Source organism: Fervidobacterium riparium, assembly GCF_025370035.1.
Lineage (GTDB): Bacteria > Thermotogota > Thermotogae > Thermotogales > Fervidobacteriaceae > Fervidobacterium > Fervidobacterium gondwanense.
Genome location: NZ_CP009277.1, coordinates 504,562 through 530,000, shown reverse-complemented (window position 1 = coordinate 530,000; position 25,439 = coordinate 504,562). Strand labels below are relative to the sequence as shown.

Annotated in this window: 24 protein-coding genes (1 of these 24 running past the window's edge); 8 read left to right on the top strand and 16 right to left on the bottom strand. The window is 39.1% G+C overall.

From position 1 onward, the window contains the following. The 6 genes in view from IB67_RS02335 to mnmL are tightly spaced (at most 60 nt apart) and all read left to right on the top strand, a layout consistent with a single transcriptional unit that may run on beyond the window. A protein-coding gene (locus IB67_RS02335; protein WP_072758443.1) for a diguanylate cyclase domain-containing protein crosses the window boundary here: on the top strand, positions 1-429 show its 3' portion. Its footprint begins 3 nt before the window's first position; 429 of the gene's 432 nt are visible here — the last part of the coding sequence; its start codon lies off the left edge, out of view; the stop codon is at positions 427-429. Beyond that, complete coding sequence (locus IB67_RS02330; protein WP_072758441.1) at positions 407-3,010, top strand: valine--tRNA ligase; 2,604 nt, start codon at positions 407-409, stop codon at positions 3,008-3,010. Before IB67_RS02335 ends, IB67_RS02330 begins: the two co-directional genes overlap by 23 nt. Further along, positions 3,007-4,320 carry a bifunctional folylpolyglutamate synthase/dihydrofolate synthase gene (locus tag IB67_RS02325; protein WP_072758439.1) on the top strand — a complete coding sequence of 438 codons (1,314 nt, stop codon included), beginning with the start codon at positions 3,007-3,009 and terminating at the stop codon, positions 4,318-4,320. The genes IB67_RS02330 and IB67_RS02325 overlap by 4 nt, the downstream gene beginning before the upstream one ends. A 60-nt stretch (positions 4,321-4,380) precedes the next feature. Next, entirely contained in the window at positions 4,381-4,689 is a 309-nt protein-coding gene (rsfS, locus tag IB67_RS02320) for a ribosome silencing factor (RefSeq protein WP_084634357.1), read from the top strand. Continuing rightward, positions 4,689-5,921 (top strand): amidohydrolase, encoded by a 1,233-nt coding sequence (locus IB67_RS02315; RefSeq protein ID WP_072758437.1) that lies wholly within the window; start codon positions 4,689-4,691, stop codon positions 5,919-5,921. Before rsfS ends, IB67_RS02315 begins: the two co-directional genes overlap by 1 nt. Continuing rightward, positions 5,879-6,805: a tRNA modification radical SAM protein MnmL/YtqA gene (gene mnmL, locus IB67_RS02310; protein ID WP_072758435.1), complete on the top strand. Its 927-nt coding sequence runs from the start codon at positions 5,879-5,881 to the stop codon at positions 6,803-6,805. The genes IB67_RS02315 and mnmL overlap by 43 nt, the downstream gene beginning before the upstream one ends. Before the next feature lie 60 nt (positions 6,806-6,865). Here the strand turns inward: mnmL and IB67_RS02305 are convergent, their stop codons facing one another. Next, a complete protein-coding gene (locus IB67_RS02305) occupies positions 6,866-8,716 on the bottom strand; it encodes an ABC transporter substrate-binding protein (RefSeq protein WP_339746165.1) in 1,851 nt (616 codons plus the stop codon). 294 nt (positions 8,717-9,010) lie between these two features. Here IB67_RS02305 and IB67_RS02300 point away from each other — a divergent pair, with 294 nt between their 5' ends. After that, positions 9,011-9,463 carry a peroxiredoxin gene (locus tag IB67_RS02300; protein ID WP_072758431.1) on the top strand — a complete coding sequence of 151 codons (453 nt, stop codon included), beginning with the start codon at positions 9,011-9,013 and terminating at the stop codon, positions 9,461-9,463. 29 nt (positions 9,464-9,492) lie between these two features. Beyond that, a complete protein-coding gene (locus IB67_RS02295) occupies positions 9,493-9,981 on the top strand; it encodes a ferritin (RefSeq protein ID WP_072758430.1) in 489 nt (162 codons plus the stop codon). Between the two features lie 76 nt (positions 9,982-10,057). Here IB67_RS02295 and IB67_RS02290 read toward each other — a convergent pair whose 3' ends face one another. The 15 genes from IB67_RS02290 to IB67_RS02220 all read right to left on the bottom strand — a co-directional run bounded on the left by IB67_RS02290 (position 10,058) and on the right by IB67_RS02220 (position 25,434). Continuing rightward, complete coding sequence (locus IB67_RS02290) at positions 10,058-10,720, bottom strand: hypothetical protein (RefSeq protein WP_072758428.1); 663 nt, start codon at positions 10,718-10,720, stop codon at positions 10,058-10,060. Between the two features lie 177 nt (positions 10,721-10,897). Then, positions 10,898-11,590 carry an endonuclease V gene (locus IB67_RS02285; protein ID WP_245789496.1) on the bottom strand — a complete coding sequence of 231 codons (693 nt, stop codon included), beginning with the start codon at positions 11,588-11,590 and terminating at the stop codon, positions 10,898-10,900. Between the two features lie 13 nt (positions 11,591-11,603). Beyond that, positions 11,604-12,887, bottom strand: a complete 1,284-nt coding sequence (locus tag IB67_RS02280) for an ArsB/NhaD family transporter (RefSeq protein ID WP_084634338.1) — start codon at positions 12,885-12,887, stop codon at positions 11,604-11,606. 26 nt (positions 12,888-12,913) lie between these two features. Continuing rightward, positions 12,914-14,158 carry an ArsB/NhaD family transporter gene (locus IB67_RS02275; RefSeq protein WP_072758426.1) on the bottom strand — a complete coding sequence of 415 codons (1,245 nt, stop codon included), beginning with the start codon at positions 14,156-14,158 and terminating at the stop codon, positions 12,914-12,916. Then, positions 14,155-15,288, bottom strand: coding sequence for a tetratricopeptide repeat protein (locus IB67_RS02270; RefSeq protein WP_072758413.1), 1,134 nt, complete (start codon positions 15,286-15,288; stop codon positions 14,155-14,157). The genes IB67_RS02275 and IB67_RS02270 overlap by 4 nt, the downstream gene beginning before the upstream one ends. A 78-nt stretch (positions 15,289-15,366) precedes the next feature. Next, on the bottom strand, positions 15,367-16,617 hold the full coding sequence (gene rho, locus IB67_RS02265; protein WP_178137741.1) for a transcription termination factor Rho: 1,251 nt from the start codon (positions 16,615-16,617) through the stop codon (positions 15,367-15,369). 51 nt (positions 16,618-16,668) lie between these two features. Beyond that, positions 16,669-17,292, bottom strand: a complete 624-nt coding sequence (gene upp, locus IB67_RS02260; RefSeq protein WP_084634337.1) for a uracil phosphoribosyltransferase — start codon at positions 17,290-17,292, stop codon at positions 16,669-16,671. Then, the gene (prfA, locus tag IB67_RS02255) at positions 17,292-18,344 is read right to left on the bottom strand and encodes a peptide chain release factor 1 (protein WP_178137743.1); all 1,053 of its coding nucleotides are present in this window, start codon (positions 18,342-18,344) and stop codon (positions 17,292-17,294) included. Before prfA ends, upp begins: the two co-directional genes overlap by 1 nt. Beyond that, the gene (locus IB67_RS02250; RefSeq protein WP_072758405.1) at positions 18,344-19,402 is read right to left on the bottom strand and encodes a type IV pilus twitching motility protein PilT; all 1,059 of its coding nucleotides are present in this window, start codon (positions 19,400-19,402) and stop codon (positions 18,344-18,346) included. The genes prfA and IB67_RS02250 overlap by 1 nt, the downstream gene beginning before the upstream one ends. Before the next feature lie 25 nt (positions 19,403-19,427). Next, on the bottom strand, positions 19,428-20,969 hold the full coding sequence (gene dnaX, locus IB67_RS02245; protein WP_072758403.1) for a DNA polymerase III subunit gamma/tau: 1,542 nt from the start codon (positions 20,967-20,969) through the stop codon (positions 19,428-19,430). A 74-nt stretch (positions 20,970-21,043) separates the two neighbouring features. After that, a complete protein-coding gene (miaA, locus tag IB67_RS02240) occupies positions 21,044-21,943 on the bottom strand; it encodes a tRNA (adenosine(37)-N6)-dimethylallyltransferase MiaA (RefSeq protein ID WP_072758401.1) in 900 nt (299 codons plus the stop codon). A 43-nt stretch (positions 21,944-21,986) separates the two neighbouring features. After that, positions 21,987-22,664, bottom strand: coding sequence for an organic solvent tolerance protein OstA (locus IB67_RS02235; protein WP_339746143.1), 678 nt, complete (start codon positions 22,662-22,664; stop codon positions 21,987-21,989). A gap of 15 nt (positions 22,665-22,679) precedes the next feature. Continuing rightward, positions 22,680-23,432, bottom strand: a complete 753-nt coding sequence (locus IB67_RS02230; protein WP_072758397.1) for a hypothetical protein — start codon at positions 23,430-23,432, stop codon at positions 22,680-22,682. Further along, positions 23,404-24,186 carry a patatin-like phospholipase family protein gene (locus IB67_RS02225; RefSeq protein WP_072758395.1) on the bottom strand — a complete coding sequence of 261 codons (783 nt, stop codon included), beginning with the start codon at positions 24,184-24,186 and terminating at the stop codon, positions 23,404-23,406. The genes IB67_RS02230 and IB67_RS02225 overlap by 29 nt, the downstream gene beginning before the upstream one ends. A 21-nt stretch (positions 24,187-24,207) precedes the next feature. Further along, a complete protein-coding gene (locus IB67_RS02220) occupies positions 24,208-25,434 on the bottom strand; it encodes an S-layer homology domain-containing protein (protein ID WP_072758393.1) in 1,227 nt (408 codons plus the stop codon). Positions 25,435-25,439: the final 5 nt, after the last annotated feature.

Sequence of the window (25,439 nt, the reverse complement as noted above, 5' to 3'; positions counted from 1 at the left end):
CCAAGTCTGCATAAGTTACTCACCGGAGAATGGGTGGATCCAATCACGCGTTTGCCGAATAAAGAATTTGCACAAATGGTATTGCAGGAACTTAAGGAAAACAATGAACTCTTTTATGTTATGCACTTGAAACTTGATTTTCAAGTTTCCAATAACGATATCTGGAATTTTGTTATGTCAAGGGTGTCTTCAGTTATTAAGCATAGCGTGCGAATCCCAAAGGATTTTGTCTGCAAATTGGATAACAACGATTTCTGTATAGTTCTTCACGGTATTCAGGACGCTGAAGTTAAGAAGATTGCAGACAGAATAAGAGACTCTCTACACTATTTACTTCTAACTTACGGCCCAGAAAAGATAAAAATCGATTGTCAAATAGAAATTACAACTGTTGGAGGTGCACAGGATGGAGATAGGAACACGTTATGAACCACAGAATATCGAGATGAAGTGGTACAAGCAATGGTTCGAAAAGAAATATTTCACTCCAAAAGGAGCAGGACCAAAGTACAGTATAGTAATCCCACCGCCAAATATAACTGGAAGAATCCATATGGGACACGCACTCAATATAACTATTCAAGATATACTTAGCAGGTACAAGAGAATGCAGGGTTTTGACGTGCTCTGGCTTCCAGGCGAAGACCACGCAGGTATAGCCACACAAACAGCCGTTGAGAAATACATTGCAACACAAGGTAAGAGCAGAAGGGATTATTCGCGGGAAGAATTCCTCGAAATCGTGTGGGACTGGGCAAATAAGTACAGAAATGAGATTAAAAAGCAGATAATGTCAATCGGTGCTTCTGTTGACTGGACAAGAGAAAGATTCACGTTAGACGAAGGATTATCAAAAGCTGTCAGAAAGGTCTTTGTTGATTTGTACAAGAAAGGGTTAATATACAAAGGCAAATACATAGTGAACTGGTGTCACAGGTGCGGTACGGTGCTTTCGGATGAAGAAGTTGACTATCACGAAGAAGAAGGCGCGCTTTACCACGTCAAGTATCCAATAAAAGGTGAAGATGATTACTTGGTCATAGCCACAACAAGACCAGAAACGATGCTTGGCGATACAGCTGTGGCTGTTCATCCATCAGACGAGAGGTATAAAAAATACATCGGAAAGACCGCAATTCTACCGATCGTTGGCAGAGAACTGCCTATTATCGCGGACAATTACGTTGATCCATCGTTCGGTACCGGTGCTTTGAAGGTCACACCTGCCCACGACCCAAACGACTATCTGATAGGTCAAAGACACAACTTGCCATTTGTTGACATATTCGATGAACACATTGTCATAAACGAAAATGGTGGAAAATTCAAAGGAATGAAAGCAGAGGAAGCACGAAAAGCGGTTGTTGAAGAACTCGAAGCGTTGGGTTATCTTGTGAAAATCGAAAAACTCAAACATTCGGTTGGCAGATGTTACAGATGCGACACAGTTGTCGAACCAAGGCTTATGGATCAGTGGTTCGTGAGCATGAAACCGCTCGCAAAGAGAGCTATCGAAGCGGTTGAAAATGGAGAAGTGAAATTCGTTCCTGAAAGGTGGAAAAAGGTATATCTCAATTGGATGTACGAAATAAGGGACTGGTGTATAAGCAGACAACTATGGTGGGGACACAGGATTCCTGTCTGGAAGTGTGAAGAGTGCGGCCACTACAACGTCTCAGAAGAAGAGGTAAGAGCGTGTGAAAAATGCGGTAGTGCGCATCTTGTTCAGGATGAAGACGTCCTCGATACTTGGTTCAGCTCAGCGCTTTGGCCATTCAGCACTATGGGTTGGCCCGAGAAGACACCTGATCTTGGAAGATACTATCCAACAGATGTCTTGGTAACCGGATTTGACATAATCTTCTTCTGGGTTGCCAGGATGATCATGATGGGATATGAATTCATGGATGACAAGCCGTTTAGCGAAGTGTATATCCACCAACTCGTAAGAGACAAATTTGGTAGGAAGATGAGCAAGTCTCTTGGCAATGGCATTGATCCACTGGAAGTCATAGACGAATACGGGGCAGACCCGATGAGATTCACCCTTGCTATCTTAGCTGCTCAGGGAAGAGATTTGAAACTTGACGTTAGGTTTTTCGACACTTACAAGAAGTTCGCTAATAAGATATGGAACGCAACAAGGTTTGTACTCATGAACCTTGAAGACTTCGAAAAACAGCCGATCGAAGCGAGCCAACTCAAACTTGTCGATAAATGGATTCTTTCAAGATTGCAGAAGGTTATTCAGAAAGTCACAGAAGCTCTTGATAACTACGACTTCAACATAGCTGCGAGCGAAATCTACAACTTCTTCTGGGATGAACTCTGTGATTGGTATATCGAAGCAGTGAAGAGCAGACTTAAGACAGAGGAGAGAAAGACCGTCCAAAACGTACTTGTCTATGTGCTCGATATGAGCTTGAGACTCTTGCATCCATTCATGCCGTTCTTGACAGAAGAACTTTGGACCAAGTTGCCAACTACTACGGAATCGTTGGTCATCGCTGAATGGCCTAAGGTATTTGGTGAGTACATCGACGAAGAATCCGAGAAGAGATTTGAACAGATAATGGAAATTATAAGAGGCGTGAGAAACGTTAGAGCGGAAGTCAACGTTCCTCAGTCTACAAAGGTTAAGACATATGCTAAGGGTAACCTGTCCCAAGAAGAGCAAGAATACATAAAATTCCTTGGAAATGTTGAAGATATTGAATTCGTTCAGGGAAGGCCGCAGATGTGTGCTACCGCGTACGTCTCTCCAAACCTTGAGACCTATGTATCGCTTGGCACACTGATAGATGTCAAAGCTGAGGTTGCAAGGTTGAAGAAAAAGGTCGAAAAACTGAGAACAGACCTTGAGAAATTCGCCAAGAAACTTGAAGACGAAAACTTCTTGAAAAACGCACCAGAAGACATTGTCGAGGAAACAAGGGAAAAACAGAAGATGTTTAACGAGCAAATTTCTAAAATCGAGCAGATAATTCACGACTTGGAGGAAAACAGATGAGCAACTCTGGACTTTTTATAGACACCTTAAAATACTTGTATTTTACTCGTCCATACAACACGATGAAGTTAGGTCTTTTTAGAATAGAAGGTTTGCTTTCCAGAATGGGTAATCCCCATTCTGGAATTAAATTCTTCCACGTAACAGGCTCAAACGGGAAAGGTAGCGTGACAACGTTCCTCGAGTACTTGACTTATCACCACGGCCATAGCGTTACTGGTTTTTATTCACCTCACCTGTCAACTATACTTGAGAGATTTCATTACAACACATCGAACATCGGAGAAGATGAGTTTGTTGAAGCAGCAAATGAAGTAAGAAAACATGCTGAGGAAATGGACAGACTTGGCGAAGAGTTTTCTCCAAGCTTTTTTGAATACATGACAGCTATGTACTTTTACATAACGAAGATGAAAAATGTCGAGTACGGAAGTGTGGAAGTCGGACTCGGTGGCAGGTTCGATTCAACAAATGTGCTAACACCGGAAGTATCGGTCATATGCACTATCTCTCTCGAGCATACGAACGTCTTGGGAAACACAGTGGAAGAGATAGCATTTGAGAAGGCAGGAATTGTTAAGGAAGGAAAACCTGTCGTTTTAGGTATGATGCCAGAAGGAGCATTAAATGTTATAAAGCAGGTAGCAAAGGAAAAGAATTCTAAAGTCTACGAGTTCGGTAAGGATTTTGTTGTAGAGCCTGTAAAATATTCTTTTAATGAAAATGTGTATAATTACTATGGTGAGAATACAATAAAGAACATACCTGTCAAGCTGAACGGAACTCACCAGCTTTACAACGTTGGTATAGCACTAAAATCGTTCGAACTGGCACACAAACTTGATGAAGAAGCTGTAAAAAGTGCATTTGAACGTGCTTTTATTCCCGGCAGATTTGAAATAGTAAACGGAGTTGTACTTGATGGTTCACACAATCCACAAGCTGCTGAAAAGTTTGCTGAAAACATAGAACTTTACTTTCCAAATAAAAGCAGGGCAGGGGTATTCGGTATAGTTGATGACAAGGATAAAGAGAATGTACTCAGAGCGATAGGTCCGAAATTCGACACACTGATAATAACAAGACCACCGTCAAAACGTGCACAGAAATTCCAAGAGACTTACGAAATCGCCAAGAAATACTGTAAGGATGTCATTCTTGAACCCGAACCGTTAATCGCAGTCGATAAGCTTAGAGAACTCAAACATGAAGCCAAGTTCGTCACTGGTTCGTTCTATCTTGTCGGATATGTTAGAGATTACTTAGTAAATGGAAGAATAAACGAAGAACTGAATCTGGGAGGTGCTTAAGAGTTGAGTGAAAAAAGCGTAAAAGAATCTTTCGATTTGACCGAAATCTTAAAAAAATTAATGAATGTACTCGAAAAGAAGGAAGCGATAGATCCAGTTATACTGAACATGTCGAAGACAAGGCTGCTCACTGATTATTTTGTTGTTTGTACCGCAAACAGTAATATACACATGAAGAGCTTAAGAGACGAGGTTGTCGATTTCTTCAATGATATTGGAAAAGATATCATATATTACGATCGCGGTGAAGGATACGACTGGATGTTGATCGATGCAGGTGAAATAGTTGTTCACATATTTACAAAAAGCGCAAGAGAATTCTATGATCTGGAACACCTTTGGTTAGATGCGGAGAGGGTTGTGCTTTAATGGTAATAAAGAACGTTCTTGTTCTAATAAACGGGAAACTTGAAAGATTGGACATTCGTATTTTAAACGGTTACATAAACTCGCTTGGCGAGACAATCATTTCACAAGACAGGGAAGAAACTATAGATTTTTCAGGAAAGATAATCACGCCTGGCTTTGTAAACACTCATACCCACGTTGGTATGTCCGTTCTCAGGGGTTATGCCGAGGATATCCCTTTCAACACCTGGCTTTTTGAAAGAATCCTGCCTGCTGAAGAACGCTTGACACCTGAAGCAATATACTACGGTTCAATAGTGTCCATGATGGAAATGGCATCTCATGGTGTTGTTGCTTTTTGCGATATGTATTTTCACGAGGAAATGGTCGCACAGGCGGTTGCAGATTTTGGCATGAAAGCTGTTATTACAAGAGGACTCGTAGATAGCAATGGCGATGACAACGGCAGGTTAGACGAGAATATTAAGCTGTATGAAAAATGGCATGGGTATGATGACAGAATCTATGTTGGTCTTGGTCCTCACGCACCATACAGCTGCTCGAGAGAATATCTTCTGAGAATATTAGATGTTGCAAAATCAAACGACATGCTGGTAACGATGCACTTTTTTGAGAACGCTTGGGAGTACGAAAGATATTCACCAGAAGAGATTATAAACCTTGGGTTTGATAAAATTCACTTCATACCGGTACATTGTACCCAACTGAGGGATGAGCACTTAGAAATTCTAAAAAATTCATACCCTTCCATCAATACCGTCAGTAACATGAAATTGGGAAACGGTATTCCGCCGATTGTGGAAATGTTGAAGAAAGGTATAAAAATAACAATAGGAACTGACGGTCCCGCGAGTAATAATTCGCAAAACGTTCTTTTTGATTTAAGAACAACGGTACTCTCTCAAAAGGTGAAATCTCCTGAAAATTTCAACATATATGAAGCGTTCAATTCTATTACAAAGAACGGTTACGAGGCTCTAAGACTCTCGGGTGGTGAAATAGCCGTCGACATGCCAGCTGACCTTGTCATTTTCGATAGCAACCATATCCAGCTGCAACCTAAACATAAATTCTTAGAGAATTTAGTTCATTCATTTACAGACAGCGTTTACGCAACGATGGTGAATGGAAAATTCGTCTATATAGATGGTAAATATCCAACAATAGATGCTGAGGAGGTGCTTTCAAGATTTTCGATTTTCTCGAAGAAGGTTACAGGTATAGAAAGCTGAGCATTGAACTGAAGAAGAAATATGGTGAAAAGGTTCAAAGGCTACCAATTAACGCAGGTTTTACGTGTCCAAATAGGACTTACGGAAGGCCCGGATGTTTATTTTGTGACGAAACGGGAAGCGGTTTTACAACTTTCGGGGGGTTTAGTATAAAAGAACAACTCGAAAAAATGAAAGAACGTTACAAGAAGAAGGGCATCAAAAAGTTCATAGCTTATTTTCAGAATTATACCAATACCTACGCACCAATCGATGTTCTGAGAAAAACATATATTCAGGCAATTGATGAAGACATAGTCCAGCTTGATATAGCAACAAGGCCTGATTGTATAGACGAAAACGTGCTGAATCTGGTGGATGAAATAAAGAGAGAATACAATATCGAGATATCTTTCGACATTGGTTTGCAAAGTGCCAATTACCATACGTTGCTGAAAATAAACCGAGGCCACACGTTAGCCGAATACATATATGCCGTCAATTTGATTAAGAAATACAATTTTGAAGTTGTTTCTCACGTGATACTCAATTTACCTGGTGACAACATCGTAGACGTTATAGAGAGTGCAAAACTTTTAAGTGCGCTTAGAGTCGATGGAGTGAAGATACATTCATTGTACATCGTTGAAGGTTCAATCTTTGGTGAAATGTATAAAACCGGGAAACTGGAAGTCGGAACATTGGATAGCTATGTTGAAAGATGCGTCACATTCTTAGAAAATCTATCACCCAAGATTACCATTCACAGACTAGTTGCTGATCCTCCGCATTCGGGAACGTTATTCGGAAATTGGGGTAAGACAAAGACAGAAATAGTAAACCTAATAGAGAACACACTCAAAACGAAAGACACTTACCAAGGAAAGAGAACCAAAATTTCGTAACCTTATATGAATAACTAAAAAAGCCGCTGGTTTCCCAGCGGCTTTTAATTTCATTACTGATTATTGTTGTTTGTAAACTGTGTAGAAGTCCATACCGGGTCTCATTGGGTTGTCAAACCAACCTTTGACCCATGTTCTCTGGACGCGTACTCCAACTGGTTGATAAACTGGTACGCTTATACAGTTGTCAACAACGAACTTTTGAATTTGTGCGTACAACTTGCCTCTGACTGCTGGATCAGTTTCTGCTGCGGCTTCCTCGATAAGTTCATCAAGGCTCTTTCCGCCAAGTTCTTTTCTTGGGGTGCTTACGAATTTTCTGAAGTTCTCACCTTGTCTTGATGAGTAGTCACCGTTGCTGTGGTAGTATGTAAAGATGAAGTTATCTGGGTCTGGGAAGTCAGCAAGCCATCCGAGTATAAACACTGGCAGTTCGCCGCGTTTCGTTGCATCCAAGAATGTTGGCCACTGGAGTGGTTGGACATCGATCTTGACTTTTCCAGGTGCTGCCATTTCCATATACATCTTAACCATTTCAGCGACTCTTTGTCTTGCTGTGTTTCCTTGGTTATAAGCAACGCTGAACTTAATTCCTTTTGTCCATGCTTGACCATTCCATGCTTTCTTAAGGTAGTCTTGGACTGATTTAACGTTGAACTTGTAAAGTGGCAGTGATGGATCAAATCCAAGGAGTCCTTCTGGCAATGCTGTTGGTATTCTCTTACCAAAACCTTTGAGAACGTCTCTGATAAGAGCATCGTAGTTAATTGCCGATGCCACTGCTTTTCTCGCGTTCACATCGTTGAAGAAATCAACCGGTATTCCGTTTCCGTCAAGTTTTCCACTGCCTATGTATTTGCTTGATGGGTTGACTGACCAGTTGAATGCAAGAACCGTAACAGACATTGTTGGAATGTTTTCGATAATTTGTATGTCCTTATTACCTCTCAACTGGTCAAGGTATTCGAGAACGACTGCTATGGAATCTGCGTCGCCTTTCTCAAGCATTGCTTTTCTTGTTGACCATTCATCGATACCCCAAATTATAACTTTCTTTATCTTCGCTGGTTCTCTCCAGTAGTTTTCATTTGCAACGAGTGTAATTTTCTGTTGTTTTCTGTCCCATTCGACGAATTTGTATGGACCTGTACCCATTGCCGTTCCGTAAAGTGGTGATTCTTCTTTTTCCATATCTTTGTACTTCCACCATGTTTCTGCTTTTCCATCCCAGAGTCCAAGTTTTATACAGTACTCTTTGTCAAGTATCGCTGCCCAGTGGGCACTTTGTGCAATGATGTTCATGAATGGTGCGTATGCTCTCTTGAGTTTAATCACAACATTGTCACCTTGAACTTCGATTGCTGGATCAACAACTTGTTTGTAGAAATCGATGAGTTTCTGCTTGTACTCGGGCTTCGGCTCACCGCTCTTGTCATAAATCTCATCAACTGGTTTTCCTACAAACTCTTCAAGAGCTTCATCTCTTGAATGTGTTCCGAAAATCGCGTACCAGAGCATCCACATTGGACCGCCTTCTGGGTCGTAAAGAAGTCCGCGTTCGAATGAGTATTCAACATCTTCTGGTGTAAGCGGGTTACCGTTGTGGAACTTTACTCCTTTTCTGATTGGGAAAACGTATGTCTTCCCACCGTCTTTAATGAGTCCGTTTTTCACAGATGGAACTTCTGTTGCAAGTCTCGGTTCGAACTCGCTAACGCTTCTGCCTTTGTAAGCAATAAGGTTTTCATAAACGTTGTAAAGAACTTCACCGCTGGCTGTGTCGTAAGCAAGGTGTGGGTCGAGTGTGTCAGGTTCGCCAATGGTTGCTTCGACGTAAACCGTAGGATCAAAAGCCGCAAGAGCAAGGACTGCCACAAAAAGACTGACAAGAAGTACTAACCACTTTTTCACAAAAATCCCCCCTTCAAAAGGATGTGATGGTTTGCATTAATAAGTGCTCAGGTACAGATATATTATAACACACTTTACGGAAAAGTTGCAAATGTTTTTTGAACTTTAATTATTACTCCTTAGATGAAAATATTTCGGAATACTTATCATTTTCTGTCTCTAACTATTCATTTTCAACGATAGTAACCATATTAAATGCATGAATGGTTTTCGTTTATAAAAAAGTGTTGACACACAAAATTATATTTGGTATAATTTTATTTGTAAACTGATTTTATACAAAGGAGTGGTTATATGTTAAAAGTTGGAATGGGTACACCAGATTTTGAATTAGTTGATCACGAATTGAACAAGGTTCGGTTGTCATCGATTAAAGGGAAAGTTGTTCTTGTATTTTACCCAGGAGCTTTCACCAGTGTATGTGAGAAAGAACTATGCACTTTTAGGGATATGATTGCAAAGTTTAACAACTTAAACGCTACAATATTCGGAATCAGTATTGATAGTCCTTTTGCAAACAAGGCTTTTGCTGAGAAGAATAGAATTAATTTCAGACTGCTATCAGATTTTGGTGGGTTAGTTTCAAAAGAATACGGCGGAGTACACGAAAATTTTATAGGTATACCGAATTATACAGTCGCAAAGCGTGCTGTGTTTGTCGTTGAAGATGGTAAAGTTCTCTATGCATGGGTAACGGAAGATCCAAGGGTAGAACCACCATATGAAGAAGTTGAAAAAGTTCTTTAATTAGGAAAAGTAAAACTATAGGAGGGATTATGATGAGCGAAAAAGTTTTCAACGCTTTAAACGAACAAGTTGGGAAGGAGATATTTTCTTCTTATCTATATTTATCGATGGCAACATACTTTGATGCAAATGATTTACCCGGATTTGCAAAGTGGATGAAGGTCCAGGCCAAAGAAGAACTTGGACACGCAATGAAGATTTACGAATTCCTTTACGAAAGAGGTTCAAGAGTTGAACTCCCAGCACTTGAGAAACCAAAGTCAGATTGGAAGAGTCCATTAGATGCATTCGAAGCCGCTTACGAGCATGAGAAATTTATAACCAAAAGCATTAATACCATTCTTGAAATTGCCAAAGAAGAGAAAGATTATGCCACGGAACAATTCCTACAATGGTTCATAAAGGAGCAGGTTGAGGAAGAAGCTCAGACTGACTTGATTGTCAGAAAGCTCAAAAAGCTACAAGATTCCCCGACAGGACTTTACATGCTCGATAAAGAGTTGGGAAATAGAGAATAATTCGACAATCTAAAAAATAGAGAAAGCGCCGGTTTTCCGGCGCTTTGTTGTTATCGGTAATCATCTGAGTTTGACGTTATCTTCTTCCAAATCTATGCATCATTAGAGTTGGGAAACATTGAGTTGCCATGCCGAATTGTTGCATAAGATAAGCCCTTGGCTCTAATTTGTATGTTTTCCCATCAATTGTTATACTTTCTTTGACCTCGATTGTTCTTTTTAACCCTGTAAAAGTGATTTTCGTTCCTTGTTTCAAATTCTTCCAGAATGGTATGATGGCAGCCGGTAGTCTGTATTCTTTATTATTCTCATCAACAATAACAATGGTTACTGCCGTTTTTGTAATTTCGATATTCTTTATGGTTCCATTTACAGCCATTGTTTCAACACCTTGTGGTACCTTCCGTCTCAAGATCAATTTGTATCCATCAGCTTCAAGACTTGTTGGAACGAACACTATGTACTTTGTTCCTTTTATGTCTATCTTAGTTCCGACTTTCAAAGTTGATAGATTAAGAAACATCCCTGGTAATTTGACTTCAGTTGCTTCCGTTGTAAGAACCACGTAACCAGCACCACGAGGACCTACAACTATTTCTTTTACTGTTCCAGAGGTTTCATATGATGTCTTATCCAAGATGAAGTTTTTTAGATAGTCTTGCATCTGAAATGGTTTAATAGCTCCAATGGATATAACTGTAAATATCAAGATAAAAACGAGTCCAAGATATCTCTTCATACAAACACCTCCTCTCATAGAATTTGTGGATTTTCATGATGAATTTTATAAAGGTAACCTTAAAAAATCCTTAGAATTTTGTAATATTGTACGGTTGAAGAAAGCAGTCATCATGAAAGGAGAGTTACAATCCAGATTGGAATAATTTATAGATGATAGGATGGTGAGGGGTAATAATTATATTCCTGACTTCAACTTTTGTGAGTAATAATGAGCTAATCGCACCGGTTCAGGTAATTTGTATCCCTTAATCAAGCGCTTGACTATACTCAGTGCAGAATCAGCATCACACTTATGCCCTGGAGAAATAATGATTGGCTTTGTTTTAGGTTTCGACATGTAGCAATAGCCTATTTTTTCTCCTCTCTCATTTCTTAATACTGTCGCTTCGCCAACTTGCTTTGGCTGTTCACAATAACCATGTAGTCTACTTTTTGCGACCCCAATCGTTGGAATACCGAGCAAAACCCCGACATGACTCGCTATTCCAAGACCGCGCGGGTGTGCTATACCTTGTCCGTCGAAGACAGCTAAGTCAGGCAGTTTTTCAAGTTGCTCGAAACATTTCAAAATAACCGGTGCTTCTCTGAATGCCAAGAATCCCGGTATGTATGGAAAGTTAACCCTTTCTCGGTGGGAAAGAACTTGGATGAGGTTAAGTTCTCTATCAAGCAGAACAACTATACCTAAGGCCTCTTCATCGATGTAGCTAACATCGATACCGGCAATAGTCTCAAGTTCATCGAAATCCAAAAAGTTAAGCTCCACTTTTTCGCGGAGCTTGTTTTGTACGTCCATTAAATCCGAAAATTCAAAAGCTTCACTGCACCCGTTCGTGATTCTGTCGATATCAGCTACTTTCCTTTTCATAACCTGCACTAAGTTAAATAATCCTTAGCAAGATTATCGAGTAAATGTTTGAGATGACCAAACTTATGAATACAACAGGTATTGCATATCTTAAGAATTTCCCAAACGTAATTTCAGTATCTTTGTATTTCTTTAAAAGTGTCAAGCCTACAACGTTTGCAGAAGCACCAACCGGTGTCAAATTACCACCAAGACATGCACCAAGTGCCAAAGCATACCACAAAGGTGTTATATTTGAAAAATTAGGATTAATGTTCGGAAGTCCTTTAATAACCGGTATCATAGTTGCTGCAAATGGGATGTTGTCAACAAATCCAGAAACTATTCCAGATGCCCAAACTATAACGGATGAAAGAATTGTCATCGAACCACTTGAAAGTTTCACAAGTAATGTAGCTATATCTTTCATAATGCCAACATGTTCCATTGCTCCAGTTATAATGAAAAGTCCGAAGAAAAAGAATATTACTTCCCATTCAACCTTTTCTAAAAATGGCGTGATCTCCTGGCGTTCGAACAACAATAATCCAAAAAAACCAGCCGTCAAACCTATTATTGAACTTTCCAACTTAAGTTGCTTCTGCAGTAAGAATAATGTTATTATAAGAATCATAAAGACGGCAGAGTTAAAAAATTTCTTTTTACTTGTTACAACCCTTTTTTCGTCAAGCCCTTTTATGAATTCAGCTGGAAATTTCTTCTTGAAATTCTCCCCACCAACTACTATCAAAACCAAGTCAGCTAAAGCTAAGATCAATAAATTTATAGGAACCATGTATTTTGCAAACTCTGTGAACGGTATTCTTGCTGCGGAAGTGATAAGGATATTCGGTGGATCTCCAATAGGCGTCATAGTACCACCGATGTTCGATGCAAATATCTCTCCCACTATGAATGGTACAGGATCTATTTCCAAAATATCAGTAATCGCAAATGTAATAGGAACAAATATCAAGATGGTTGTCACGTTATCTATAAAGGCCGAAACAGCCGCAACGACAAACGTGAGAGCTAAAAAGAGAGAGCGAACATTCTTGCCAGCCAGCTTCACAGTTTTTATACCTATGTATTCAAATATGCCCGAGGTTTCCATTACTCTTACAAAGATCATCATTCCAACAAGGAAGAATATAGTATTAATATCTAAAGATTTCTCTAATCCTTCGAACGGATCCGGAAAAACTCGAATAAACAGCAAAACTAATCCACCGGCCATTGCTGCTATTGTCTTGTTTATTTTATTGGTTATGACAAAATACAAAACGATTGCAAATACAGCGGCAACGACAATTTTCACAACAGCCACCTCCAAGCAAAAGCAAATCAAATACCAAACCACCAGAATACGATCAAAAAGACACTTGAGATTATACCACCAGATAAAACTGGCTTCAACATTCTTTTGGTGAACTCTTTGAATGACAATGTTTCGTTTTTCATATTTCTAAAAAGATTATTGCCTACTATATTACACATAGATGAAATTGGGGTGAGGTTTCCACCGACACCAATCCCGAGTGCAAGAGCCCAGTAGAGTTCATTACCAGCTCCTAACCTTATTAAAGTTTTTATCAACGAGAGGTAAAGAAGTGTAACAGGAAGTGCGCTGAGGAATCCGCTCACAAACATGGAAGACCAGAGAATAAACAAAGGAAGAAATACTGAATTAGCAAGAGGAGAAAGCACAGCTAATAAAGGTTTTGTTATGTTAATTTGCTCGATTGAATAGTTGAGAAGATACAACCCTGATATGAGAAATATAGAATCCCACTCGATATCATCACCTATAGAGTGGATATTCATGTCTTCAACAAACAAGATTGTGAAAGCATAAATTATAGAAATAACTCCAAGTTCCAATCCAAGCGCTTCGTGAAATGCCATGAATAAAACGACACCTGTGAAGGCAATAAAATAGTAAAGCCATTTCTGATTTTCAGAACGCTTGGATGCTTCGATATTTATACCAATACCGGTTCTTGGGTACCTGACATTTTTGCCGAGAAAATATAACTGAAAAAGCATGATAAGTATCCCAGGGGGCATGAGGTGAGTTATGAAAGAAATAAAACTTAACTTAGAAACGCTGTATATTACTATATTCGGTGGGTCACCTATCGCTGTTGTCATACCGCCTAAGTTTGAAAAAAGGATTGCGTTTGTTAAAAGTGGTTTTGGGTCCAATTCCAATGATTCAGCAGTATAAAACAATATAGGTACAAAGATGATAATTGTTGTCACGTTATCTAAGAAAGCGGATAAAAAGAATATACCAATATAGATTAACATTGTAAGCACCAGAAAATTTCCTTTACTCATCTTGATAAGAATACGTGAAATTTCGCTAAAAACACCCCTTCTTTTCAATACAGAAACCATTATCATCATACCGATAAGTATGAAGAGAGTATTAAAATCAACTATTTTTGAGACGCTTTCAAAATCAAAAGCTCCCAACAAGAGTACGGATAGCAAACCAAATATAAAGGTAGTTATAGAAGCGGTCTCGCTTTTAAAAATTATGTACAAATATGCAACCACATACACAGCTAATATAAAGAAGATCAATTATTTCCACCCCTGTGTAATTCAATAAGCTTTCTGACAAGAATCTTTGTTTCATCTTCCGTTATTTTCTCTATTTCATCAAATTCTTCGAAATCTTTTTGAATACTTTCAAACTCTTCAACGGTAATGTTCTTTTGTTCTTCTAATTTGTCTGAAATCTCTCTCAGTCGCTCAAGTAGAAACATTTCCTGGTCTTCTAGGTCAATATGCTCTTCTGATATTCCTTTCTCTTCGCTCAAAATATTTTCTACATTAAGCTTTTCTTCCTCGATACTCTCAACAAGCTCTCTCGATTCGTCCAATATTTCGTGTATTAGTTTTTCACGTTCATCCGTAGTTTCAACATCTTTGTCCAGTTCTGCCTGCTCACCGTAAATCATCGGCTCTTTGCTCTCTTCTGTACCTGTTGATGGGATATTTTGAGATTGAATTTGTTCGAGAATGTCCTTAAAGACGTCTATTTCGCTGTTCATAAGAGATTCGAAATCTATTACTTTGGCATCTTTCGGAAGCAATTGTAATTCTTCAGATATAATTGCTTCTTCCATCTTTTCAGCTTCGACAACTATTGGCTGTTCTACTGGCTGTGCTTCAGGTCTCACCGGCAGCTCAACAACTTTTCTCAGCCGATAAATCCTGAACTCTGCAAATATGAGAACGGAAAAAGTAATTGCGAATATTAACACCGTAAGCAAAAAGTAATTGTTCTTCCCTTTTGTTTGCGTTTCAGGAACCTGTGAAGAAACTTCCGGCATTTCAGAAGTTACCGGTCTATTTTTAACAATCCATTTTTTCCATTCATCTTGAGCCTTTCTTTGAGCAATAGATTCGAGGAGCGCGTTAACAAAATCGTTATGATACCCAGACAAGTAACTTTTGGCTTTGTCATAGTCGCCTATCATGTATGCGGATATGCCCATCTTAAATTTGAGTTGAGAGTCATATCCTTCTATTGTTGAATCGACAGACAATGCAAGTTCATAATTTCGGAGCGCCGTAGCGTAATCTCCTGCTTTATACGACAATTCAGCAGCTGAATAATACTCAATGGCTTGATTTGAAATACCAAAAACAGCTGACAGAAGAACAAAAAGAACAACGAAAACCGAAGTACATCTTAGAATTTTCATTCGTTCACCTCAGTAGATTAATGCTTAGAATCTCGGAAGCATTCCAAGATACATCGGTGAGACTCAGAAATTAGATTCTTAGGCATTCTTCTGTGCATCGATCAGGGCCAAGAATTCTTCGTTAGATTTCGTTGTTTTCATCTTGCTGAGTAAGAGTTTTAAACCATCTTCTTCTGACATTGAATCAAGCATACGTCTCAAGAGCCAAATTTTCTTTAAACTATTTTGGTCTAATAGTAGTTCTTCTTTCCTTGTTCCAGAGAGCGTTATATTTATAGCTGGGAATATCCTTTTATTCGCAAGCTGCCGTGAAAGAACTAACTCCATATTACCAGTTCCTTTGAACTCCTCAAAAATAACTTCATCCATCTTCGAACCGGTTTCTACAAGTGCGGTAGCTATTATCGTCAGACTACCACCTTCTCGCGTATTCCGAGCCGCGCCGAAAAATTGTTTCGGCTTGTGCAATGCTGCAGGGTCAACTCCTCCAGTTAGTAATTTGCCACTCGGTGGTACAGTAACATTATACACCCTTGCAAGTCTTGTTAAACTATCCAAAAGAACGACAACGTGGTTTCCGTACTCTACAAGTCTTTTGCACATTTCCAGTGTAAGCTCGGCTATTTTTATCTGTTTTTCGGACGGCATATCGAATGGAGCAGCTATAACTTTTGCATCTACGGACTCTTTTATATCAGTTACTTCTTCAGGTCTTTCATCTATTAGGAGGACAATTCGCACAGTATCAGGATGGTTTTCCGCAATTCCATTGGCTATTTCCTTAAGTATGGTGGTCTTTCCCGCTTTTGGAGGAGCAACAATCATTCCTCTCTGCCCTTTGCCCACTGGTGCAAACAAGTCTATGATTCTTGTAGAGAAAACATCGCTCTTTGTTTCAAGAATGTATTTTTCTTTTGGATAATCAGGCGTGAGATTTTCAAAATTAACCCTTTCATTCGCAAATTCAGGTGGTTTATAATTTATCGCTTCGATCTTTATCATTGCATTAAAACGTTCGCCTTCCTTCGGCGGGCGTATAACACCGGAAACAATGTCCCCTGTATTAAGATTGAATTTTCTTATCTGTGATTGTGATAAGTATATGTCCTTGGGACCCGTCAGCATAGTCTCAAGACTACGCAAAAAGCCATAACCATCCGGGGCTATTTCCAAGACGCCTTCTCCAAAGAAATAGCCCTCCGCTTTTGCTTTTGCCTCTAAGATTTCAAATATCAGATCCTGCTTTCTCATGCTTGTGTATCGCGGTATGTCGTACTTTCGGGCCAGTTCGTACAATTCTTTCATGTTCATTTCTTCCAATTGCCTCATGCTTATACCTTCACTCAAGCGGTAAACACCTCCGTTTTCGAGTCAAAAAAATCATTTCGTTCTAAACAATCTGTCCCCAGCGTCGCCAAGTCCTGGCAATATATATCCGTGGTTGTTCAATTCTCTGTCAAGTGAAGCAGTGTAGATATCAACATCTGGATGAGCATCCTCGAGTGCTTTCACACCTTCAGGGGATGAGATTAAAGAAATGAAAGTGATTTGCTTACCTCCCAATTCTTTAACTTTCGTTATCGCATCGATTGCAGATACACCTGTCGCAAGCATCGGATCCAAGATAAATATCTCACTCTTATCGTTGAGCTTAGGTGTCTTAAAATAATAATCAACAGCTTTCAACGTCTGCGGGTCTCTGTAAATACCGATGTGGCCAACCGATGCGTTCGGAAGTAGTTGAAGTATCCCATCAACCATTCCAAGCCCAGCTCTTAATATAGGTATTATGACTATATCTTTATCGTTTATGTAGTAACCCTTCGTCTTTTCTAAAGGTGTTTCAACATCCATTTCGAACACTTCAATGTGCCTTGTCGCTTCGTAAGCGATGAGTAAAGTTATCTCTCTGAGCAATTCTCTGAATTCCTTTGGTCCTGTGTCCCTTTTTCGCATTATGGTAAGTTTATGTTTTACCAAAGGATGGTCAACAACGTATAGCATCATTCTCCCTCCACTTCTTGAATTATGCCAAGACCTTTCAACTGTTCTTCTATGTCATACTGCATTAGTTTTGGAATAATCAAATCAAGGTTGCCGTCAAGCACAGCCTGAAGGTTATAGATTGTAAGGTTAATTCTATGATCAGTAACCCTGTTTTGCGGGAAGTTGTACGTACGTATCTTTTCGCTTCTCTCTCCGCTTCCAATCTGGTTCTTCCTTTCAGAAGACATCTTCTCCTCTTGCTCTCTTCTTGCTAATTCGTAAAGTTTTGCCCTTAAAACCATCATCGCTCTTTCTTTATTCTGCAGCTGGGACCTTTCAGATTGACATGTAACAACAATACCCGTTGGGATATGAGTAATTCTAATTGCAGACTCGGTTTTATTAACATACTGTCCTCCCGCACCACTTGCTCTATAGGTATCTATTCTCAAATCCTTTGGGTCTATATACACATCTACATCTTTAATTTCTGGTAAAACTGCGACGGTGGCAGTTGATGTGTGAATCCTCCCACCAGATTCTGTAACCGGTACTCTTTGAACTCTGTGAACACCTCGTTCATATTTCATATACGTCCCACTATTTTTTCCTTTTATTCTAATCACCACTTCCTTGTATCCACCAAGGTCGGATTTGCTTTCATCAAGTATCTCGGTATCCCAGCCTTTTGATTCTGCATACCTAAGGTACATCCTTAGCAGGTCACCAGCAAAAAGCGCAGCCTCTTCGCCTCCCGTTCCCGCTCTGATTTCTAAGAAGACATTTCTGTCTCTAAATTCATCATCTGGAAGCAAGAGAGCAAGAATTTCATTTGAAAGTCCCTCGATTTTTCTCTCAAGTTTTGATATCTCATCTTCACTACCAGGCTCTTCTCTCCACAATTCTATTTCATCCAAGAGATTAAAATACTCGTTTATGAGTTCACCGAGCTCTTTATACTTAGTAAAATCCGATGAAACCTTAATCATATCCTTCAGCTCGAGGTTTTCCATGAGCTTCTTCTCTAATTCACTTAGAGTCTCGTTTACCCAATTCCTTATGCTCTCCATCAAACTCCTGTCCATCCTACTTTTTTAGCCACCTCCTCTGGATTCCTTGCAAATCCCACAACTACTTCTTTGCTTATCTCGCCTGAGAAATATGCTTTGAGAAGCGCATCATCGAAAAGTATGTTTCCTAATTTTTGAGCTGTCTGCATTATGCTCTCTATCTGGTGTATTTTTCCTTCTCTTATTAGATTCTTCACAGCACTGTTCGCGACTAAGACCTCGACGATAGGCATCATACCTGATGTCTTTTTAGGTACTAACCTTTGATATACAACGCCTACCAATGTATTTGCTAGCTGTAATGATACCTGCTTTTGTTGATGAGCAGGAAATACATCAACTATTCTTTCTGGAGCTGTTGCTGCTGAGTTTGTATGCAAAGTTGCGAAAACGAGATGCCCTGTTTCGGCAGCTGTCAATGCCAAAGAAATCGTCTCCAAATCTCTCATTTCTCCAACGAGTATGATATCTGGGTCTTGCCTGAGTGCGTACTTCAAGCCGTCAGCAAAAGATTCCGTATCTCTACCAATTTCTCTTTGGTGAATCAAGGAATTCTTATTTTCGAAGACGTATTCTATCGGGTCTTCAATTGTTATTATATGATATGCGTACTTTGAATTTATGTAGTCTATCATAGCTGCTAATGTTGTCGATTTACCACTACCAGTTGGACCTGTTACGATAACTAATCCAGTATCTCTATCGCAAAAGTCCCTTAAAATGCTCGGTAATCCCAGTTCTTCGAATGTTCGAATTCGCTTTGTGATAATTCTCAGTGCAAGTGCAGGATTCCCGCGCTCGTAATAAAGGTTGGCCCTTATTCTAACATCTTGGAAGCCGAAAGAGAAATCAGTCTCTTTGGAATCAGCTATAACGTCTTCAGACTCTAAGAGAGATTTAACCGCATAAGAAACATCCTCGGCACTCAATGGTTGATATCCTTGCATTCTCGACAAAAAACCGTCTACGCGTATGATAGGTGGATTACCAGCTGATATATGTATGTCCGTAGCTCTTGCTGACTTTGCCTTATTAATAACATCATATATATCGAGCATACCCATTCCCCCCTCTTTTTGTAAATCAGCTAAGTAACATTTTCAATTTTTCCAAGACAGGATCATGATCATCGTCTGAGAGCTCAATTTTCACTTCTCTTTTCTTGCCAGATTTTTGATAATACAAAATTTCTATCTGTTCTTTCTTTTCCTTCAATATTTCATAACTGAACTGCTTGGATTTATCAAATACAATTCTGACAACATCATCGAGTTCATAAACAGTTGCAAGAGATAAACCAACATAAATCGAAAGATCTCCGTTAAGCTTTAAGTCATCTAAAATTTCTTTAGTAACTAACTTCATTTTTGAGCTGGAAATTTCGTTCGTAGCAGCAGGTATGAAACTTACACTTTCCTGTTCTTGTCCCGTTTCAGAGCGTTTGATCTCTTCCTTATTCCCATGGGCAACATCGCCATCAACGATATTTTCAGCAACTTCATTCACATTTATGAGCTTATCAATGCTTGGTTTAATCTCTTTCGTTTCAGGCTTAGCACTTTTAATTAAGTTTTCTTTACTCTTTGAAGTCTCCAAGGTTGGGACTCTTGATTCTTTAGGCTTTTCGATATTTCTTGTTTCAGCGACGAGATTTAAAAATAGCAACTTTGCGACTATCAACTTTTCTTCAGCGTTCTTAAGCTCTTTTTGAATGTCGTAAATCTTGGTTGCTATTTTTATATGTTCGTAATCCTTCTTTTCGACAGCATATTCAACAAGCTGCGTTAAAAATGTATCAAAATCACCGCGTTCTATATATACTTCATCGAGCACATTTTCTACAGTATGACCATCCCCGCTAAACAAAGCATCCAAAAACCTCATCAAAACATCTTCGCTAACGTAACCCAAAGCTTCTTCTACTACTTCTGAAGTTACTTCGCCACCTGCATAGCGTACTACCTGTTCTAAGATAGACAGAGCATCACGCAAACCGCCAGCTGCCTTTTTACTAATCTTTTCCAAAGCTTCTTCGGTAACGTCAAATCCTTCGCTTTCACACACTTCCTTTAACCTTTGCACAATGTCTTCTTTTGAAATATTTCTAAATTCCAAAACGTGGCATCTGGAGATAATCGTTGGCGGGATCTTCTCAGGATTTGTCGTTGCAAGTACAAAGAGGATGTGCTCAGGTGGTTCTTCCAAAGTCTTTAATAGCGCATTGAAAGCTTCACGTGTCAGCATGTGGACTTCATCGATTATATAAACTTTATACTTTCCCATTACTGGAGTAAAGTTGACCCCGTCTCTAATCTTTCTAATCTCATCAATGCCTCTGTTTGAAGCTGCGTCAAGTTCAACGACATCAAGATGAGAACCGTTGTCTATTGATTTACACGATGCGCACTCGTTACACGGTTCACCAAATTGGTTCTTCTCACAGTTCAGTGACTTTGCGAGAATCCTCGCTGTTGTTGTCTTTCCAGTACCTCGCGGTCCTGCGAAGATGTAAGCGTGGCTAAGAGTCCTCTTTTCCAACGCATTTTTCAACAGCTTTTTTATATGTCCTTGGCCAACAATTTCCCGGAAGGTTGAAGGTCTGTACTTCCTGTAAAGCGATTCCATGTCTTTCACCTCTGTCGTTTTTTCAGTCCTACTTGAGGATCGCTCCAATGTCGAGGATTGATTGAAGAAAAGCCTTAAAGAGTGTATTCTTTCCTGATTATGTTCTCGATATTTTCCACAGTGTCTTTGTCTGGCTCAATCCAAATAGCATTGTTGAACCTTCTCAAATATATTATTTGGCGCCTCGCATAATGTCTTGTGTTGCGTTTTATTAAATGAATAGCTGTTTCAAGACTGTAAACACCGTTGAGGTAATCGATAATTTCTCGATATCCGATTGTTTTGAAAGATTCGAGGTTATCACCGTACTTTTCCACCAAGTTCTTAACCTCATCGATAAGACCATGCTCTATCATTTTCTCAGCACGGTGATTAATTCTCTCGTAGAGCTCCTCCCTTTTTGGATTTAGCACTAATAAAATAAAATCCTCTGTTGGTTGCTGTTTCTGGAGTTCGGAAATTCTCTTACCAGTCTTCAAGTAAACCTCGAGTGCTCGTATAGTCCTTTTTATATCTTGAGGATGTATGTGTGATGCAGCTTGAGGGTCAAATTCTTCGAGCATTTTTCTTAATATACCGGGTTCTTGTTCATTTAGTTTGCTCAACTCTTTACGTATGTTCTCATCGCGTGATACACCCTCAAAAAAGCCTTTTACTAATGCATCAATATAAAGTCCAGTACCACCAACATAAATTGGAATTTTTCCTCGCTCCAAAATCTCCTTTTCTATCTCTTTAGCTTCCTTTTGATACAAAAATGCATTAAAATACTCATTTGGCTCTATTATATCTATCATGTGATGTTTAACAAGGGTTAATTGATAAGGATCAGGCTTTGCCGTCCCAATGTCCATATATTTGTAAATTTGCCTCGAATCCATAGAAATAACTTCGATTGGAATCCTTTTAGACAGTTCAACAACTATATCTGTCTTTCCAGATGCCGTTGGGCCAGATATTATAATTCTCTTCACGCTCATCCCTCATCTTTGAGTTTGTGGAAACAATTCAATCAACCTAATCGACTTTAAGTTCGATGTTTGCGTTGTTAGCCTTCATATCGTTTTTCTCTGTGTAGATGACCGCATCTGAAGCTGTCATCTTTACGCCTTTCTTAGGATCGTTTATGACAACTGCTCCGAACAGAGAAAGTTCGCCTTTCTTTTTATCGTACTCAAATCTATCGGCAACAGCGGTTATATCACCCTTTGTTATGCTTACGCCCCCTTTTTTAGTTCCGTTGTACCGATCGTTTTCCAAATCATAGTTAAGCGTATCGGTAATTATTATTATCTTTTCGTTGCTTTTCGAATCCACTATTGTAACTGTCGAATTTGTCAAAGTTCCAGTGCGATTATCCAAATCGTAAGTCATTTTTTCTGTGGTAGCACTTCCGCCATCGAAGGAAAATTCCGCTTTTACAGGTATCTCGACGGTCTTCCACTTGTCTCCTACCTTCTTTACATACATCTCTGTCGTTTTTACGCTCACTTTGTCTTCATCGATATTGACAAAGACTCTTCCCTTGTAGTAGATTACATCGCTTTTTGGTTCAACGTAATCCGCGGATACCCTAACGGTTTTTGATTTTTTCTGTGTCGTTGTGGTGGTTGTCGTCGTTGTTTGAGCTGTAAGGACTGCTACTATAACAATGCTTACAACAATTAAGGAAACAATTCTAAAAAGCCTTTTCATATGTCCACCTCCCAATTAAACGTTTTTGATAGCTCCTGCCAATTCCTGTCCTATCTGATAAAACTTTAGGCTGATTATTCTGAAATCGTCCTTCGAATTTGATAAGCGAATTCTGTAGGGAAATCTTGCCCTCTGTAACTTCTCATTTACAAGGGCTGATGTTCTTGCGAATGTTGCGAGAAGGAGATAATCAGTGGCTCGCTTAGGCGTATTTCTTTCAATCCAATCGAGATATATTATACCATCACCTTCCGAAATACCAAATACCCAACTTGAAGAAATGAAATTTTCCACAGGAGCAAAATCTAAAGGGTATGGTAAGGCTTTCAGCAAGAGGTCTTTTGAATTTCCATAAAGAATCACGTCCTTATTTGTTGAAACATCGAATGCGTGAACCTTAACATTGTCACTTTCTGCTATCTCACAGGATGGGACAAACTTTTCGACAAATTCTTGAATTCTCTTCTTTGATGACTCTTTATTGATAACTGTACTCATCTTATAAAGCAATAGGATATTCTTAGAAAGCTCATCTAAAGAAGTTAAAGCTGCATTTTTGAAAACCTTTTGCGCTTCTGCCCAAGCATTTGAAAGAATGTTGTATGATGATTGTGGTTTGGTGAGGTAGACAATGGCAGGAATACAGGAGAAACCACTACAATGGATCTCTACGTTGTTTAAGATATTTGATTCGTCGAGAGCTCTAAAGAACCCCACAGCTCCGAGGTAATGTATCACATCACCGCCCAAGGAAACTCTGAAACTCATCTTTCACACTCCTTGCAACATTAAGAGCATCATAGTAAACCTTATCACATTTGTCAAAATCCCTCCAACCAACTGAAATTGGATATTTGAAACAGAAGTCCACGTAGTTCACTGCATTGTTTATAATTTGTCTTTCTTTTAACCAGTCAACAACAAGCATCAAATCGGCATATGTCGTATAATTAGGAACGTTCTCTTCAAAAACGCTCGCAACTATTTTATCAGCACCGTAGTACTTCAACTCCTTAGCAGGAACAGGTGATAGCACACCGCCATCAAGCATTTTGTTACCTGCAACATAAGTTGGCTCGAAAACTCCAGGAACTGTGCAGCTTGCAAGAACAGCGTCAACAAGAAAACCTTCGTCAATTATCATACTCTTCATTTCTGATAAATCGAAAGCAATTACTAACAATTTAATCTTTAGCTCCGAAAACTTAGTCTTTCCAAAGAGTTCTTTAAAGAATTCATAATATTCATCCAATGAATAGAGAGATTCTTTAATTGTCATTTCCAAGTTCATAATCGGTTCAGGCTTAGTCTTCTGCCTTCTCAGAAATTTCTTCACTGTCTTTGCAAATATATCGTATACTGCATCAGCATTCGTGTAAATTGCGTACAGACCACCAACTATTGAACCGGCTGATGAACCAGATATAACATCTGGCCGTGCTCGACATTCTTCAAAAATCTTTAAGGTGGCTATATGAGAAAAGCCTTTAACTCCACCCGCTTGAAGTGCAAGTCCCAGCACTCGTTATCACCTTTACGCTTGCTATTTCAATAAAATAACTATACCGAGGACTGCAGCAAGTACAACAGCACTTATCGCTATTATTCTTGTAGTTTCAAGTTCGCTCTTAATTTTTGACAATTCCAAACTCATTGAATCAACTCTTTGTGTTGATTCGATGGCTATCTTTTCGGCATTTTGCACCCTATTATCCATATTTTGCAATTTGTCAGTACTTGAAGATACCTTTGCTATTTCACTCATTACGTACTGCTGTTCGACAGAAATCTCAGATATCTTATTTTCCAGTTTCGTATACCTATCTTCGATTTGGTCAAACCTGTTGTAAAGCACTTGAACCGTTGAAAACATATTAACAAGAGTTAATGCATCTATCGCATCAAGTCTTCTTAAAAAATCGTCACCTTTATTTATCACTTCTTCCAGTTTTTGAACCCTGAGTCTCAGTTTTTCCATCTCGGCAAGTTGCTGTTGATAATTACTGTCAATTTTCGTCGAAACATTTTCTATCTCAGTCTTGATTTCGCTTCTGATTTCAGTTTTGAGTCCAGCTATTTCATCGTTAGCCCGGTTAATTAAATTGTTCAGGTTATTTATTCTTTCATTTAGCTGCTGAATATCTTTCGGTTGAGGTAGACTGCTGGTTATTTTCTCAAGATTTGTAATTCTTGAATTTATAGACTCTATATCCTTAGAATAATCTTTCGGTTGAGGAAGTGTATTGACTTTATTTTCGAGACTCGTCAACCTCTTAGTAAGGTTGGATAAATCATTTTGAACAGGGGTCAGTGACTGTTCAATGCTTTTTGAAACGTTTGTAGAACTTACCGAAGTGTTCTCTAAATTTGCAATCTTTTTCTTTAAGTCACTTATTTCATTTTGTAAAGCTGTAATCTGGGGGATACTCACACCAGCTGAACTCGTTTTAGGTATGTTTTCCATTTGCTTCTCAAGAGCTGAGATTCTTGCCTCAAGTCTCTTAATAGAATCACTGTAGTCTTCTGTGCGTCCAATTAGATTATACCTATTCACGAGTGCATAAAGATATCTTGCCAAATCAAGTTTGGTAACTAGCAGAGATGGTTTGAAATTACTGTTTGCGTCAACGTCCATAATCTTCTCATCGACAAGAAAATTTACAGCCTTATAATCAGCAGCGGAAGGCGATAGATCTTTAATCGTCGCGGGAAAGACCGAATTTAGAAAAATGAGAACAGCTGTTATAATCAAAAACTTTCTTAGTATCATAGAGA